The sequence below is a fragment of the Flavobacterium sp. N1719 genome, assembly GCF_025947045.1.
GTDB lineage: Bacteria > Bacteroidota > Bacteroidia > Flavobacteriales > Flavobacteriaceae > Flavobacterium > Flavobacterium stagni.
On record NZ_CP109993.1, the window covers coordinates 1,608,558 to 1,622,018 of the forward strand.

Sequence of the window (13,461 nt, forward strand, 5' to 3'; positions counted from 1 at the left end):
CTTCGGTACAGCCCTTCTTCCATTTATAGGAAGCGCAAGAATGTACTATAATTGAGGTTGTAACACACGTTGTACGCCGTGAATTACTCCGTTCGAACATTGAATATCTGCTTGGAAAACACGTGATAAATTGTTCGCCGTATCTTTGATGTCTACTGTTCCAGAACCTAACACAACAGTAGTGTTTTGAGCTGGTGAAGTAATCATTGGCACAGATTGATTATTGGTTAATTGATTGGAACGAACGTTTCCAGCTCCCGTAACATGGTATTGCAATACTTTAGTTACTTGGGCAGCAGTAGCACCCACAGCAAAACCCGATCCTGTAGTTGCTGCAGTGAATGCGGCATTGTTTGGAGCAAAAAGAGTTGCAGGAGCCGCTGCAGTGATTCCGTTTAACGCACTCAACACAGCCGATTGGTCACCAAAAGCACCTGATGTACTTGTTACAACCGCTTGTAAAGTGTCAAAATCAGGGTTGGCCACCACATGATTTACCAAGGTCGGAATCGCAATTACATCATTAACTACGTGAATCACTCCATTTGTAGCATCGATGTCTGCTGTAGCCACGGTAGTTCCTTTGTTAGCAGGTCCGCCATTGATAGTCACAACATTTCCTGATTTCTGTACAAACATACTGATCGTTGGTGCATTTGCCGTTGTGTTGATTGGCGAAAGCGTTGAAGCATACGTCGCTGCAGGTAGCGCCGAACTCGGAATCTCTGTTCCAATCACGTGATTTAATAAAATGTTTTTCAACACAGGCACAGGAACAGCATCCAAATTTGCGAAGCCATTTGCTGTTAAAAACGCATTAAAAGCGTCATTGGTGGGTGCAAAAACAGTAAAAGTACCAGAACCGCTTAAAGTAGCCGTCAAGCCAGTTTTGTTTAAAGCGCTTACTAATGTGGAAAGATTGGAAGTACGTGAAGCAATTCCGGCAATACTGTTGTCTGTAGTCGTGTTGTTGTCATCACTACTACAAGCCGCTAATCCTACGCTGAGAAAAGCCGCTAAGGCAATCTGTTTTAATGTGTTTGTTTTCATATAACAATTTTTTTAAGTTATGATTCGAATTTACAAGATGGTTTGTTTAACAAAAAACATAAAACCATAAACAAAATTTATTTAGATTATTTTTAACGATTTTGTTGAGTGGGATTTTACGAAATACTTCAATTCTTGCATTGAATGACTTTTCCTTCATTAAACAAAAATTAAATAAAAAATGTAAGAAAAGTATTAAATATAATCAACTTAATACGTTTTATATTCGCACAATAATTATGTACATTCGCTGTTATTAAAAATAAAAAACATGAAGTACCTTTTTCTTTTCTTACTCGTTTGTTCCCAAGTAGTTGCCCAGGAAATCAATGCCGTAGACGGTCAAGGTAAAAAGCACGGTCTTTGGAAAGGAACGTATGCTGACACGGGTCGCCCGCGCTATGAAGGCACATTTGAGCATGGAAAAGAAACGGGCGTTTTTAAATTTTATGACAATACCAAAGACGGAAAAGTGATTGCTACCCGCGAATTCAATCCCAAAGACAACTCCTGTTATACCATTGTGTACAATCAAAATGGCAATAAAGTCAGTGAAGGGAAACTCGTCAACCGCATCGAAGAAGGGGAATGGAAGTTTTTCCACGAAGATTCGCCCCAAATCATGACCCAAGAATTTTACACTAAAGGTAAACTCAATGGTATTCGCAAAGTCTATTACAAAAGCGGTAAACTCGCCGAAGAATGTGGGTATAAAAACGGAAAACGCGACGGGAATTACCGCAAGTTAACCGAAGAAGGATTGGTCTTGGAAGAAAGTGTTTATAAAAATGGGGAATACGACGGACTCGCGATTTTCCGAACTGCCGATAACAAAATTGCCGCCAAAGGGAATTTCGTCAAAGGAAAAAAAGAAGGCATTTGGGAAGTGTTGGAAAAAGGGAAATTGGTCAAAAAGGACATGAGCAAACTCAAAGTGCGAAAATTTAAAAAAATACCTATCACCCACGAGGAAGACAGGGATTAAAAATCTCAAAAATCCAAACTACTTTATTACAATTACTTCTATTTTACAGGATCGCACAACTCATAACTCATAATTCATAATTCAAAACTGTTAACCCTTTCTTATTGTATTCGCCACTCTCATTTTTTCCTGTACCTTTGCACCAAAATTAAACTATGAAACGTGTCGTTGTCGGATTATCCGGGGGTGTAGATTCCAGTGTAGCAGCCTACTTACTCAAAGAACAAGGGTATGAAGTCATTGGATTGTTTATGAAAAACTGGCACGATGACTCGGTGACTATTTCCAACGAATGCCCCTGGCTAGAAGATAGCAATGACGCTTTATTGGTTGCCGAAAAATTGGGAATCCCTTTTCAAACCGTCGATTTAAGCGAACAATACAAAGAACGTATCGTGAACTATATGTTTAACGAATACGAAAACGGTCGCACACCCAATCCCGATGTTTTATGCAATCGCGAAATCAAGTTTGATGTTTTCATGAAAATTGCGCTTTCACTTGGAGCCGATTATGTGGCTACCGGCCATTATTGCCGAAAAGCAACTCTGGAAAAAGACGGTACAGCCGTTCACCAACTTTTAGCAGGTGTCGATGGCAACAAAGATCAGTCGTATTTTTTGTGCCAGCTTTCCCAAGAACAATTAGCCAAAGCTCTTTTTCCTATCGGGGAATTAACCAAACCGCAAGTGCGTGAAATCGCGGCAAAAATGGATTTGGTTACCGCTGAGAAAAAAGACTCACAAGGCTTATGTTTCATCGGAAAAGTGCGATTACCCGAATTCCTGCAACAACAACTCCAACCCAAAGAAGGCTTGATTGTTGAAGTGCCCGCTTCCCATGAAGTGTACCACCAATCGGTGCCCAAATTTAATTCCAAAGAATCTGAGCTACACTACCTTTCCAAACCAATTTCCTATAATGTAACCATGGGTAAAAAAGTAGGGATGCACCAAGGCGCCCACTATTTCACTATCGGTCAACGCAAAGGATTGAATGTGGGTGGTACGGTCGAACCTTTATTCATCATCGCTACCGATGTGAAAGACAATGTGATTTACACCGGACAAGGCCATCAGCATCCTGGATTATTCCGTAAAGCATTGCACATTCAACCGCATGAAGTACATTGGATTCGGGAAGATTTGCGTTTGAAAAATGGGGAATCTATGGACGTGGAAGTTCGCATTCGTTACCGCCAACCCTTACAAAAAGCCACCCTTTTCCAATTTGAATCGGGCTTGTATATCGAGTTTAGCGAACCCCAATCCGCGATTACCGAAGGTCAATTTGCCGCATGGCATCAAGGGGAAGAACTGCTCGGCTCTGGAGTAATTTCTTCGTAAATTAACACCATAACAGGGGTTTTATTTGTATTTTTGGGAGCCAATGTCCCATTGCTATGCGAAAAATTATCTTCATTTTCCTGTTTATTGTTCAATGGAGTAGTGCTCAAGAAGACGCACGCATTTATTTTACAGACAAACCCAATGCACAAGCCTATTTGGATAATCCGTTGTCTATGCTAACACAAAGAGCATTGGACCGAAGAGTCGCACAAAACATTTCCCTTTCATTTAACGATGTTCCGGTTGAAACAGCCTATATCGATGCGGTGAGTAACGCCAACGGCATTGAATACAAAGCCCAATCCAAATGGATGAATTGTGTACATGTGCGGGGTTCGGTACAAGACATACAAGCTTTAACAGCCTTACCATTTGTGGACCATATTGAATTTGCCAATCCAACATTGAATTCCAAGGCTAGCCAACCTTCACAGCCATTGGCTACTTCAAAAACCAATGAAGTGCAGGTCAGTTACAATTATGGAAACGCCACCACGCAAGTACAAATGTTGAATACCCATTTGTTGCACCAAGCGGATTATACCGGTTCAGGAAAAATCATTGCTGTTTTGGATTCCGGATTTTTAGGAGTCGATACTGCGGCGCCTTTTCAAAGACTGTTTACGCAAAATTTGATTTTAGGAGGCTATAATTACGTTTCCCAAAACACCAATGTCTATGATTTGCACCAACACGGTACGATGGTTTTATCGTCCATGGGTGGATTTGTCGACGGGCAATTGGTAGGAACAGCCCCTAACGCCCAATACTATTTGTATGTGACCGAAGATGTTTCGCAAGAAAATCCGGTTGAGGAAAGTTATTGGGTGCAAGCCGCAGAAGAAGCAGATCGTGTAGGTGCCGATATCATCACGAGTTCATTGGGCTATTTTCAATACGAAAATACCAATTACAGTTATACCTATTCCCAAATGACAGGCGATAGTGCTTTTGCTTCGAAAGGCGTAAATGTAGCTTTCAGTAAAGGAATGGTGGTTGTAATCAGTGCTGGAAATTCAGGCAATACAACCGAACCCCATGTGGGTGTTCCCGCAGAAGCCACGCATGCTCTCGCAGTTGGCGCTGTAGATGCCGCAGAAGTGAAAGCCGGTTTTAGTTCGATCGGCCCGAGTTTCGACGGACGCATCAAACCCGATGTCATGGCCTTGGGGGTAAGTGCTGCCGTTTCCAATCCGCAAGGAAATTTGGTGTATGTTAACGGAACTTCGCTATCATGTCCCATTTTATCAGGTTCGATTGCCTGTCTATGGGCTGCTGTGCCCCAGTTAACCAATCAGCAGGTAGTGGATTTGGTCAAACAATCGGCCGATCGGTATACAGCGCCCAACAATCAATACGGCTATGGAATCCCTGATTTGAATAGTGCGCTTACAAATGCATTAGGAAATACTGCTTTAACCCCTACCAATTTCCGAGTCTATCCCAATCCCGTTGCCCATGAATTTTCGATTGTCGGTCTTCAAAATTCGGGAACGATACAATTGGTCAACACACTGGGACAAGTGGTGCTTACTCAAAAAATCAATCCTTCAACTACAGCAATAGAGGTTGGCGAATTGCCTAGCGGAATCTATTGTTATCAAATAATTCAAAACCAACAAATGATAACCGGTAAAATCATTAAAAAATAACCGGAAAACTATGAATCGAATTACCCAACTTTTTAACATCCAATATCCAATTATTCAAGGTGGAATGATTTGGAATTCGGGTTATAAACTCGCAAGCGCCGTAAGTAATGCCGGCGGATTAGGCCTTATCGGCGCAGGTTCGATGTATCCTGATGTCTTGCGCGAGCACATTCAAAAATGCAAAAAAGCGACGGACAAACCTTTTGGTGTGAATGTTCCCATGTTGTATCCCAACATTGAAGAAATTATGAACATCATTGTAGAAGAAGGTGTGAAAATTGTCTTTACTTCGGCGGGGAATCCCAAAACATGGACTGCGTTTTTAAAAGAACACGGCATTACGGTTGTCCACGTGGTGAGCAGTTCCAAGTTTGCATTGAAAGCTCAAGAAGCAGGAGTAGACGCCATCGTTGCCGAAGGGTTTGAAGCCGGAGGCCACAACGGACGTGAGGAAACAACAACACTCACCTTGATTCCGATGGTGCGCGAGCAAATTCATTTGCCCTTAATTGCCGCAGGTGGAATCGCTACCGGAAAAGGAATGTTAGCCGCCATGGTGCTGGGCGCCGATGGGGTGCAAATGGGTAGTCGTTTTGTTGCTTCAGAAGAGAGTTCGGCTCACGATAATTTCAAACAAACGGTAGTCAATACCCAAGAAGGCGATACACTTCTCACGTTGAAAGAATTAGCACCCGTTCGTTTGATCAAAAATAAATTCTTCCACGATTTACAAGCATTGTACGCGCGATGTCCGAGTGTTGATGATTTAAAAACCTTATTAGGTCGGGCTCGTGCCAAACGCGGTATGTTTGAAGGTGATTTAGAAGAAGGCGAATTGGAAATTGGACAAATCGCCGGATTAATACATGAGATCAAACCCGTAGCTCAAATAATAACCGATGTTGTTTCTGAATTTGAAATGGCAAAACAACAAGCCATACACTTATAACATGAAAAAATACTTTTTTGGGATTATCGTTTTGTCCCAACTTGCATTCGCCCAAAAACGGCCCAAATTAGTGGTCGGAATCGTAGTCGATCAAATGCGTATGGAATATTTATACCGTTTCCAAAATGATTTTTCGGAGACGGGTTTTAAACGCATTATGAATAACGGTTTTACGTTCCATAATGCGCATTATAACTACATGCCCACCTATACCGCGCCGGGTCATGCGAGTATTTACACAGGAACAACGCCTTCTGTGCATGGAATAGTAAGTAACGAGTGGTTCAGTCGCACCAAAGGAAAAGAAAAATATTGCACGGAAGATAGTTCGGTAACTGCGCTTGGTGAAGTGGCTGGTACCGAAGGCTTGATGTCTCCCAAGAATTTATTGGCCACAACAATAACCGATGAATTACGCATGGGAACCAATTTTAAAGGAAAAGTCATCGGCATGAGTATCAAAGACCGGGGTGCTATTTTGCCCGCCGGACATTTTGCGAATTGGGCGTTTTGGTTCAGTAAAACGGGAAGTTTTATTTCCAGTAATTATTATGGTGAAAAACTACCCGACTGGGTAACCGAGTTCAATGCTAAAAAAGGCTATATGAATTACATCAATCAAGGGTGGAATTTGATGAAACCTTTGGCTACTTATAACGAAAGTGATCCCGATGATTCACCTTATGAAGGGAAATTATACGGCGTAGAAAAACCAGTATTTCCTTATGATTTAAAAGCGATGGTGGCCAAAAACGATCCAGGTGTGTTGCGAGCAGTGCCCTTTGGAAACGATTATTTAGCCGATTTTGCCAAATTAGCTATCGCCAAAGAACAATTGGGTAAAGATGAAAATACGGATTTCTTAGCCGTCAGTTTTTCGTCTACAGATTATGTTGGCCATATCTTGGGTCCGCGCTCCATGGAATTGCAAGATACCTATTTACGTTTGGATAAAACACTATCCGATTTTCTAGCCTATTTGGATGTAACCGTAGGGAAAGATCAGTACATGGTTTTTATCACCGCCGATCATGCGTGTTCGGAGAATGCTGCGTTTATGCACGATCATAAATACAACGTGACAAATTTGGATTACAAAGCCATAGAAGCCAGTTTGAAGAAGTTTTCTACCGACACATTTGGTGCCGATTTAGTGTTGAATTACTCCAATTTCAATGTGTATTTGGATATGGCAAAAATCAAAGAAAAGCAATTGGATTACCCAAGTGTAGTGTCCCAATTTAAATCCTTTTTGTTGGAACAAGAACATGTAAAAACCGTGTATACGCAGGAGGAAGTCGAGCATTTTTGTGCCGGTGATTATTACAAAGAAATGGTTGCACGCGGTTATGATGTTCATGAAAATGGGCAATTGGTCGTTTTGGATAAACCGGGATATATCGAGTACGGCAAAACAGGAACTTCCCACGGAACACCCTATGCCTACGATACCCACGCCCCGTTGTTATTCTACGGTTGGGGTATCCGAAAAGGGGAGAGCCATGAAAAGCGGTTCATCACGCAAATTGCACCAACCGTTTGTCAAAAAATCAATATTACCTTTCCCAACGGCTCGGAATGCGAAGTGTTGCCCGAACTGTTTCGCTAGTATTAATTTCCTGTTAAACGCATTGAAGCCCTTTCTCCAAAGGGCTTTTTTTTGTATTTTGTCTAAAAATAATAGCCTATGAAAGTATTGATTAAAACCTTATACAAAGAAAGCACCCGCATCAAAGAACTCGTTTTTGAACGCTACCTCAAAGACTTTGTCCTGATTTCTATTGGGATAACCATGGCAACCATCGGGTTAAAGCAATTTTTACTGCCCAATGATTTTCTCGATGGGGGAGCCATGGGATTGTCGTTATTGACAGAACGGGCAACGGGGGTCGACTTATCTTTATTAATTGTATTAATCAATCTGCCTTTTATTTTCATTGGCGCCAAACAAATCTCCTGGGAGTTTGCCTTAAAAAGTATGGGCGCTATTTTAGCCTTGTCATTGCTCGTCCATTTTGTCGATTTTAAAGTAATCACCAGCGATAAACTATTAATTTCCGTGTTTGGCGGATTTTTCTTAGGAGCCGGAATCGGGTTTACCATTCGGGGTGGCGCCGTGATTGACGGTACCGAAGTTTTGGCCATTTATGTGAGTAAAAAAACGAGTCTTACGGTGGGCGACTTCATTTCGGTATTCAATATTGGTGTGTTTGCTTGCGCCGCATTTTTGTTCAATGTTGAAACGGCCATGTACAGTATGTTGACCTATTTCTCCGCTTCCAAAACGGTGGATTTTATTATCAATGGTATCGAAGAATACATCGGAGTAACTATCGTTTCTCGTAATGCTGATGAAATCAAACAAGCAATCATTGATAATTTGCAACACGGTGTTACAGTTTATAATTCGGAAAGCGGCTATGGGAAACGCGGTATCGACCACAATGAAAATAAAGTTTTGTATTGTGTCGTGACCCGCTTGGAAGTCACCAAATTAGTTTTGGAAATTCAAAAAGTGGATGAAGGCGCTTTTATTGTCCAACATTCGATAAAAGATACCAAAGGCGGTATGATTAAGAAACGTCCGTTGCATTAAAAACGAAAGGCTGTCCGTTACGACAGCCTTTTTTATTAAATATCCAAAAGAATTTGATTTTGGAGTAAATCTTCAAACGTTTCCCGCTCCCGAATCAAGTGGCCTTGACCGTCTTTCCATAAAACTTCAGCCGGCTTAAAACGCGAATTGTAGTTGGACGACATCGAGAAACAATACGCTCCTGCATTCTTAAAACACAACACATCGCCTTCGTTAATTTCGGCGATACGACGGTTGTTGGCAAACGTATCCGTTTCACAAATGTAGCCCACCACAGTATAAAAACGTTCCTTGCCTTTGGGATTGGAAATGTTTTCAATCGTGTGGGACGAACCGTAAAACATGGGGCGAATCAAATGGTTAAATCCGGTATCGATACCCGCAAATACAGTCGAAGTGGTTTGTTTGACAACATTGACTTTGGCCAAGAAATACCCCGCTTCACTCACCAAGAATTTTCCCGGTTCAAAAGCCAAGGTCAACGGTTTTCCATATTCTTTTTCGAAGGCCAAAAAGCGTTTGGTCAATTTTTTTCCCAATTCTTCAATATTCGTTTCAATATCGCCTTTTTTGTAAGGGACTTTAAAGCCCGAACCAAAATCCAGGAATTCCAAGTTGTTGAATTGTTTGGCGGTATCAAAAAGAATCTCAGCGGCATACAAAAACACTTCGATATCCAAAATATCCGATCCGGTATGCATGTGGATGCCGTTGATGGTCATGCCCGTATTTTCAACGATGCGCAAAATATGCGGCACTTGATAAATTGAAATTCCAAATTTACTATCGATATGACCCACGGAAATGTTCTCGTTTCCTCCTGCCATGACATGCGGATTGATGCGAATACACACCGGCGTTTTGGGATGCTTGGTACCAAAATGTTCCAAGACCGATAAATTGTCAATGTTGATTTGTACACCCAAAGCCGCCGCTTGTTCCAGTTCTTCAAACGAAACGCCATTGGGGGTGAAAATAATTTTATCCGGCGTGAAACCCGCATGGAGTCCGAGTTGCACTTCTTGAATCGAAACGGTGTCCAGTCCAGACCCCATCTTTCGGAACAGCTTCAAAATCGAAATGTTGGATAACGCCTTCATTGCATAGTTGATGCGTAACGATTCCACTTTGGAAAAGGCGTTGGTAAGGCGTTGGTATTGGTATTCGATTTTGTGGGCATCATACACATACAGCGGACAGCCGTAGGTTTCAGCCAATGCGAGTAACTCAGTAGTTTGCATGCTGTTCAAAAAAATTAAATTTAAAATTATACGCGGCAAAGATACCGCATAGCCTGCAGGGAGTCAACCGTGTAGCCGATTTATAGGAATATTTTAACAAAGCAGGGGCGGGATTGGGAATACGGAATTTTTTTAGCCCCGATAGAGCCGATATCCTATTTTTTTGGCCTATTCGTCGGTTTTTAAGGGCCAAAAAAATAGATAAAGGCGAAAGCGGGAAATAGCTCCAAAAAACTTACTAAATTGATATACATTTCTTTTTTGTTTTGGTCGATTTACTTACATTTGTGGCACTTAATATCGGACCCGTTCCGAATACAACTAAACTTATTCTTTATTATGAACATACACGAATATCAAGGAAAAGAGATTCTCGCAAAATATGGCGTTCGCGTACAACGTGGTATTGTTGCCAATAATCCAGTGGAAGCGGTAGCAGCTGCCAAACAATTAACAGCCGATACCGGAACTTCTTGGTATGTGGTGAAAGCACAAATTCACGCAGGAGGCCGCGGAAAAGGCGGAGGTGTGAAATTGGCTAAAAACCTCGATCAAGTTACTGAGATTTCAGAACAAATCATCGGTATGATGTTGGTGACGCCACAAACACCACCAGAAGGAAAGAAAGTACACAAAGTATTGATTGCTGAAGATGTATACTATCCTGGGGAAAGCGAAGTTTCTGAATTCTACATGTCGGTATTGTTAAACCGTGCCAAAGGAAGAAACATGATTATGTATTCAACTGAAGGTGGGATGGATATTGAAGAAGTAGCTGAAAAAACACCGCATTTGATTTTCACCGAAGAAATCGATCCAAATATTGGATTGCAAGGTTTCCAAGCGCGTCGTATCGCCTTCAACTTAGGGTTGTCAGGGAACGCGTTCAAAGAAATGGTGAAATTCGTAGATTCATTATATACGGCTTACATCAACAGCGATGCGTCGTTGTTTGAAATTAACCCCGTATTAAAAACATCCGATAACAAAATCTTAGCGGTTGATGCCAAAGTAAACATCGACGATAACGCGTTGTACCGTCAAGCTGCGATTGCTGAAATGCGTGACATCCGTGAAGAAAATCCGATCGAAGTGGAAGCGAAAGAAGCGGGATTAAACTACGTGGATTTGGACGGAACTGTAGGTTGTATGGTAAATGGTGCTGGATTGGCGATGGCTACGATGGACTTGATAAAGTATGCAGGTTTTGAGCCGGCTAACTTCTTGGACGTGGGTGGAACTGCCGATGCAAAACGTGTGGAGACGGCCTTCCGTATCATCTTGAAAGATCCTAACGTGAAAGCGATTTTAATCAATATTTTTGGGGGTATCGTACGTTGTGACCGTGTGGCACAAGGTGTTGTTGATGCTTACAAAAATATGGGTGACGAAATCAAAGTGCCGATCATTGTTCGTTTACAAGGAACCAATGCTGAGGTGGCTAAAGAATTAATCGACAACTCTGGAATGCCTATTTTATCGGCAGTACAATTCCAAGAAGCAGCAGATCAAGTTAAAGCGGCTTTGTCGTAACGATAAATTAACGAAAGTGACGAAAGTCCCGATGACGCCAGTTGTCGGGATTTTTTTTGCATAAAAAAACGCCCAGCTTCAAACTGGGCGTTTTGTATTTTATAGTTTGGGCGCTCCCCGAAGGGTCAGGCTATCCGTTGCAAGTCCGTTGCCTTCGTTCCTCCGGCATCCGGGCTTTCCACTCCTATCCTTAGCGCAACCGTGCTTCTATTATAGTTTTGCTAACCAAAGGGAAGCATTCATGTGCAAACGCGAATGGGATACCAATTCGGTCCAACCCGGATACAACGTATCGCCCGGTGTTCCAGTGCCGTCATCCGCGGGCGAACTGTCGCAAATCGCAAAAACACGTCCCGTACCAAATGTTGCGCTAGCACACATTACATTCGTGGTGCCTTGCGTTGAAGTCGAACGCCAGATTAATCCTTTCACGGTGGTGTTTGCCGTGGTGTTCAAACTTAGGGTCGAACCCGCAGAGAATTTTAAATTGGAAACCACACCTTGTGAACCATTCAAAATAGGATCGGTAGTCGCACTTAAGCGATTGGTGGTCGTTTCAGAAATATTAACCGCATTGAATGTAAATCCGAATGGATTGGTTTTTACCGTATTGGTACTCATTAAATCGTTCCAAACTTTTACGGCATCGTAGCCATCGTTATTACGGTCGGCACCGTTATGGTTACCTATGATAAACAAACCGCCACCGTTTTGTACAAATCGTAAAATGGCCGTTTTTTCTGCCGCTGTAAATCGAATATTCGGTTCAGTAACCACATAAACATCATAATTTTTTAAATCTTGAACGCCGGTTCCTCCATAAGTAATCGCTGTTCCAGAAGGTAAGGTTTCTACAGTATGCCCCAATTTTGCTAAGGCAACGCCCCATGAAGACAATCCGCCACGCCAATAACTTTCAGGCGTTGTCGCAGTAATGCCTGATTGTGCCGGAGTTGGGATGCGCTGTGGATTTGTGGAATCGGCATCCAAAATCCAATCCGCATTACCCGCCGTTTCGGCTTTGGTCGCGTCAAATAAGAATTTTTTGGGTGTAGTGGCCAATGTTGTAGTGGAACCCGTGGTCACTTTTGCAGTTGTTGAAGAAGTGGATGCTTCTTCTTGTGTGCAGGCAATAGCAAATAAAGCTGCTACGGCTAAAATAGATAATGTGATTTTTTTCATTATGTACTGTTTAGAGTGGTGTAAACATAAAAAAAAATCAGCATAAACCGCTGATTTTTAAATCCTATTCTGTGAAAATTATTCACAAATTGTTAATTTTTTTTGGCCGTATTCAATCCGAGTAAAGTATAGAGCGGACAAAAACTTACCAAAGAAGTCAGTGTAAATACACCCGCAAACACAAGGCCTATAGTTCCTAAAGTACCCGAAATTACTTCTCTACTGTAAAGTAAAACCAACGCAGCTGCAATGATTAATCGAATCGCACGGTCTGCAAAACCCATATTTTTTTTCATCGTTTTTGTTTTTTTAAATTGTCACAGTAAAGGTAACCGTATAAAAAACAGGAAAACGTGACCTAGGTTACAAACCGTTGGGAAAGAAAGTGTTACTTTTCTTTCTTCTTGCCGTTTTTGTAGTTTACTTTCTCCACAACAACCGGTTTGGCATTGAATTTCTTAGCTGGTTTTTTGCCAAACGATTTGGGAGCTGTTCCTTTTGGCTTATCGCTGACTTCTTTCTTGGGCGGTGTCTTTTTGTGTGTGGCAATCACCTCCAGCGGATTCTTAGGCGCGTCTTTGGGTCCGCGCAAATGGATAATCAATCCGTTTAAGAAATTGCGTAGAATTTGGTCGCCACAATCCATATACTTCGGATGTTCCGTATCCCGGAAAAAGTTACCCAATTCGCCTTTTGAAATACGAAAATCCACCAATTCCAATATTTCTACAATTTGGTCATCGCGCAACTGTAAGGCTACTCGGAGTTTTTTAAAGATATCGTTGTTGTTCATCTTTTCAGTAATCAGTTTACAGTAATCAGTATTCAGTGTTCAGTGTTCAGTGTTCAGTATACGAACGCTAGTCCTAAAATCTCAAATTCCAAATTCCAAATTCCAAAATCTAAACTCTAAATTCTAAATTC

The 13,461-nt window shown here is 41.8% G+C and carries 12 protein-coding genes; 7 read left to right on the plus strand and 5 right to left on the minus strand.

Going from position 1 to position 13,461, the window contains the following annotated elements; translation table 11 throughout:
- Positions 1–45 precede the first annotated feature (45 nt).
- Positions 46–1,050: a fasciclin domain-containing protein gene (locus tag OLM45_RS06860; protein ID WP_264509267.1), complete on the minus strand. Its 1,005-nt coding sequence runs from the start codon at positions 1,048–1,050 to the stop codon at positions 46–48.
- 271 nt (positions 1,051–1,321) lie between these two features.
- On the opposite strand from OLM45_RS06860, the gene OLM45_RS06865 reads away from it, so the two are divergent.
- The 6 genes from OLM45_RS06865 (at position 1,322) to OLM45_RS06890 (ending at position 8,581) form a co-directional block, all read left to right on the plus strand.
- A complete protein-coding gene (locus OLM45_RS06865) occupies positions 1,322–2,035 on the plus strand; it encodes a toxin-antitoxin system YwqK family antitoxin (RefSeq protein WP_264509269.1) in 714 nt (237 codons plus the stop codon).
- Between the two features lie 155 nt (positions 2,036–2,190).
- A complete protein-coding gene (gene mnmA / locus OLM45_RS06870) occupies positions 2,191–3,381 on the plus strand; it encodes a tRNA 2-thiouridine(34) synthase MnmA (protein WP_264509270.1) in 1,191 nt (396 codons plus the stop codon).
- Positions 3,382–3,437: 56 nt separating this feature from the next.
- The gene (locus tag OLM45_RS06875; protein WP_264509271.1) at positions 3,438–5,036 is read left to right on the plus strand and encodes a S8 family serine peptidase; all 1,599 of its coding nucleotides are present in this window, start codon (positions 3,438–3,440) and stop codon (positions 5,034–5,036) included.
- A 10-nt stretch (positions 5,037–5,046) separates the two neighbouring features.
- Positions 5,047–5,985, plus strand: a complete 939-nt coding sequence (locus tag OLM45_RS06880) for an NAD(P)H-dependent flavin oxidoreductase (protein ID WP_264509272.1) — start codon at positions 5,047–5,049, stop codon at positions 5,983–5,985.
- Position 5,986: 1 nt separating this feature from the next.
- Complete coding sequence (gene pafA / locus OLM45_RS06885; RefSeq protein WP_264509273.1) at positions 5,987–7,594, plus strand: alkaline phosphatase PafA; 1,608 nt, start codon at positions 5,987–5,989, stop codon at positions 7,592–7,594.
- Between the two features lie 78 nt (positions 7,595–7,672).
- Positions 7,673–8,581 (plus strand): YitT family protein, encoded by a 909-nt coding sequence (locus tag OLM45_RS06890; RefSeq protein WP_264509274.1) that lies wholly within the window; start codon positions 7,673–7,675, stop codon positions 8,579–8,581.
- Between the two features lie 35 nt (positions 8,582–8,616).
- On the opposite strand, the gene lysA is transcribed toward OLM45_RS06890, so the two are convergent.
- On the minus strand, positions 8,617–9,822 hold the full coding sequence (gene lysA, locus OLM45_RS06895) for a diaminopimelate decarboxylase (protein WP_264509275.1): 1,206 nt from the start codon (positions 9,820–9,822) through the stop codon (positions 8,617–8,619).
- A 339-nt stretch (positions 9,823–10,161) separates the two neighbouring features.
- On the opposite strand from lysA, the gene sucC reads away from it, so the two are divergent.
- Positions 10,162–11,355 (plus strand): ADP-forming succinate--CoA ligase subunit beta, encoded by a 1,194-nt coding sequence (sucC, locus tag OLM45_RS06900; RefSeq protein ID WP_264509276.1) that lies wholly within the window; start codon positions 10,162–10,164, stop codon positions 11,353–11,355.
- A 210-nt stretch (positions 11,356–11,565) separates the two neighbouring features.
- On the opposite strand, the gene OLM45_RS06905 is transcribed toward sucC, so the two are convergent.
- The 3 genes from OLM45_RS06905 to OLM45_RS06915 all read right to left on the minus strand — a co-directional run bounded on the left by OLM45_RS06905 (position 11,566) and on the right by OLM45_RS06915 (position 13,330).
- A complete protein-coding gene (locus OLM45_RS06905; RefSeq protein WP_264509277.1) occupies positions 11,566–12,537 on the minus strand; it encodes a ThuA domain-containing protein in 972 nt (323 codons plus the stop codon).
- 92 nt (positions 12,538–12,629) lie between these two features.
- Entirely contained in the window at positions 12,630–12,833 is a 204-nt protein-coding gene (locus tag OLM45_RS06910) for a DUF2892 domain-containing protein (RefSeq protein WP_264509279.1), read from the minus strand.
- A gap of 92 nt (positions 12,834–12,925) precedes the next feature.
- Positions 12,926–13,330: a DUF1456 family protein gene (locus OLM45_RS06915; RefSeq protein WP_264509280.1), complete on the minus strand. Its 405-nt coding sequence runs from the start codon at positions 13,328–13,330 to the stop codon at positions 12,926–12,928.
- Between the last annotated feature and the right edge of the window lie 131 nt (positions 13,331–13,461).

Excerpts from the sequence above, each read along its gene's own strand:
- OLM45_RS06905 (WP_264509277.1), bottom strand. The coding sequence starts at position 12,537 with ATGAAAAAAATCACATTATCTATTTTAGCCGTAGCAGCTTTATTTGCT.
- OLM45_RS06865 (WP_264509269.1), top strand. The coding sequence starts at position 1,322 with ATGAAGTACCTTTTTCTTTTCTTACTCGTTTGTTCCCAAGTAGTTGCC.
- OLM45_RS06890 (WP_264509274.1), top strand. The coding sequence starts at position 7,673 with ATGAAAGTATTGATTAAAACCTTATACAAAGAAAGCACCCGCATCAAA.
- sucC (WP_264509276.1), top strand. The coding sequence starts at position 10,162 with ATGAACATACACGAATATCAAGGAAAAGAGATTCTCGCAAAATATGGC.
- pafA (WP_264509273.1), top strand. The coding sequence starts at position 5,987 with ATGAAAAAATACTTTTTTGGGATTATCGTTTTGTCCCAACTTGCATTC.
- mnmA (WP_264509270.1), top strand. The coding sequence starts at position 2,191 with ATGAAACGTGTCGTTGTCGGATTATCCGGGGGTGTAGATTCCAGTGTA.
- lysA (WP_264509275.1), bottom strand. The coding sequence starts at position 9,822 with ATGCAAACTACTGAGTTACTCGCATTGGCTGAAACCTACGGCTGTCCG.
- OLM45_RS06875 (WP_264509271.1), top strand. The coding sequence starts at position 3,438 with ATGCGAAAAATTATCTTCATTTTCCTGTTTATTGTTCAATGGAGTAGT.
- OLM45_RS06915 (WP_264509280.1), bottom strand. The coding sequence starts at position 13,330 with ATGAACAACAACGATATCTTTAAAAAACTCCGAGTAGCCTTACAGTTG.
- OLM45_RS06860 (WP_264509267.1), bottom strand. The coding sequence starts at position 1,050 with ATGAAAACAAACACATTAAAACAGATTGCCTTAGCGGCTTTTCTCAGC.
- OLM45_RS06910 (WP_264509279.1), bottom strand. The coding sequence starts at position 12,833 with ATGAAAAAAAATATGGGTTTTGCAGACCGTGCGATTCGATTAATCATT.
- OLM45_RS06880 (WP_264509272.1), top strand. The coding sequence starts at position 5,047 with ATGAATCGAATTACCCAACTTTTTAACATCCAATATCCAATTATTCAA.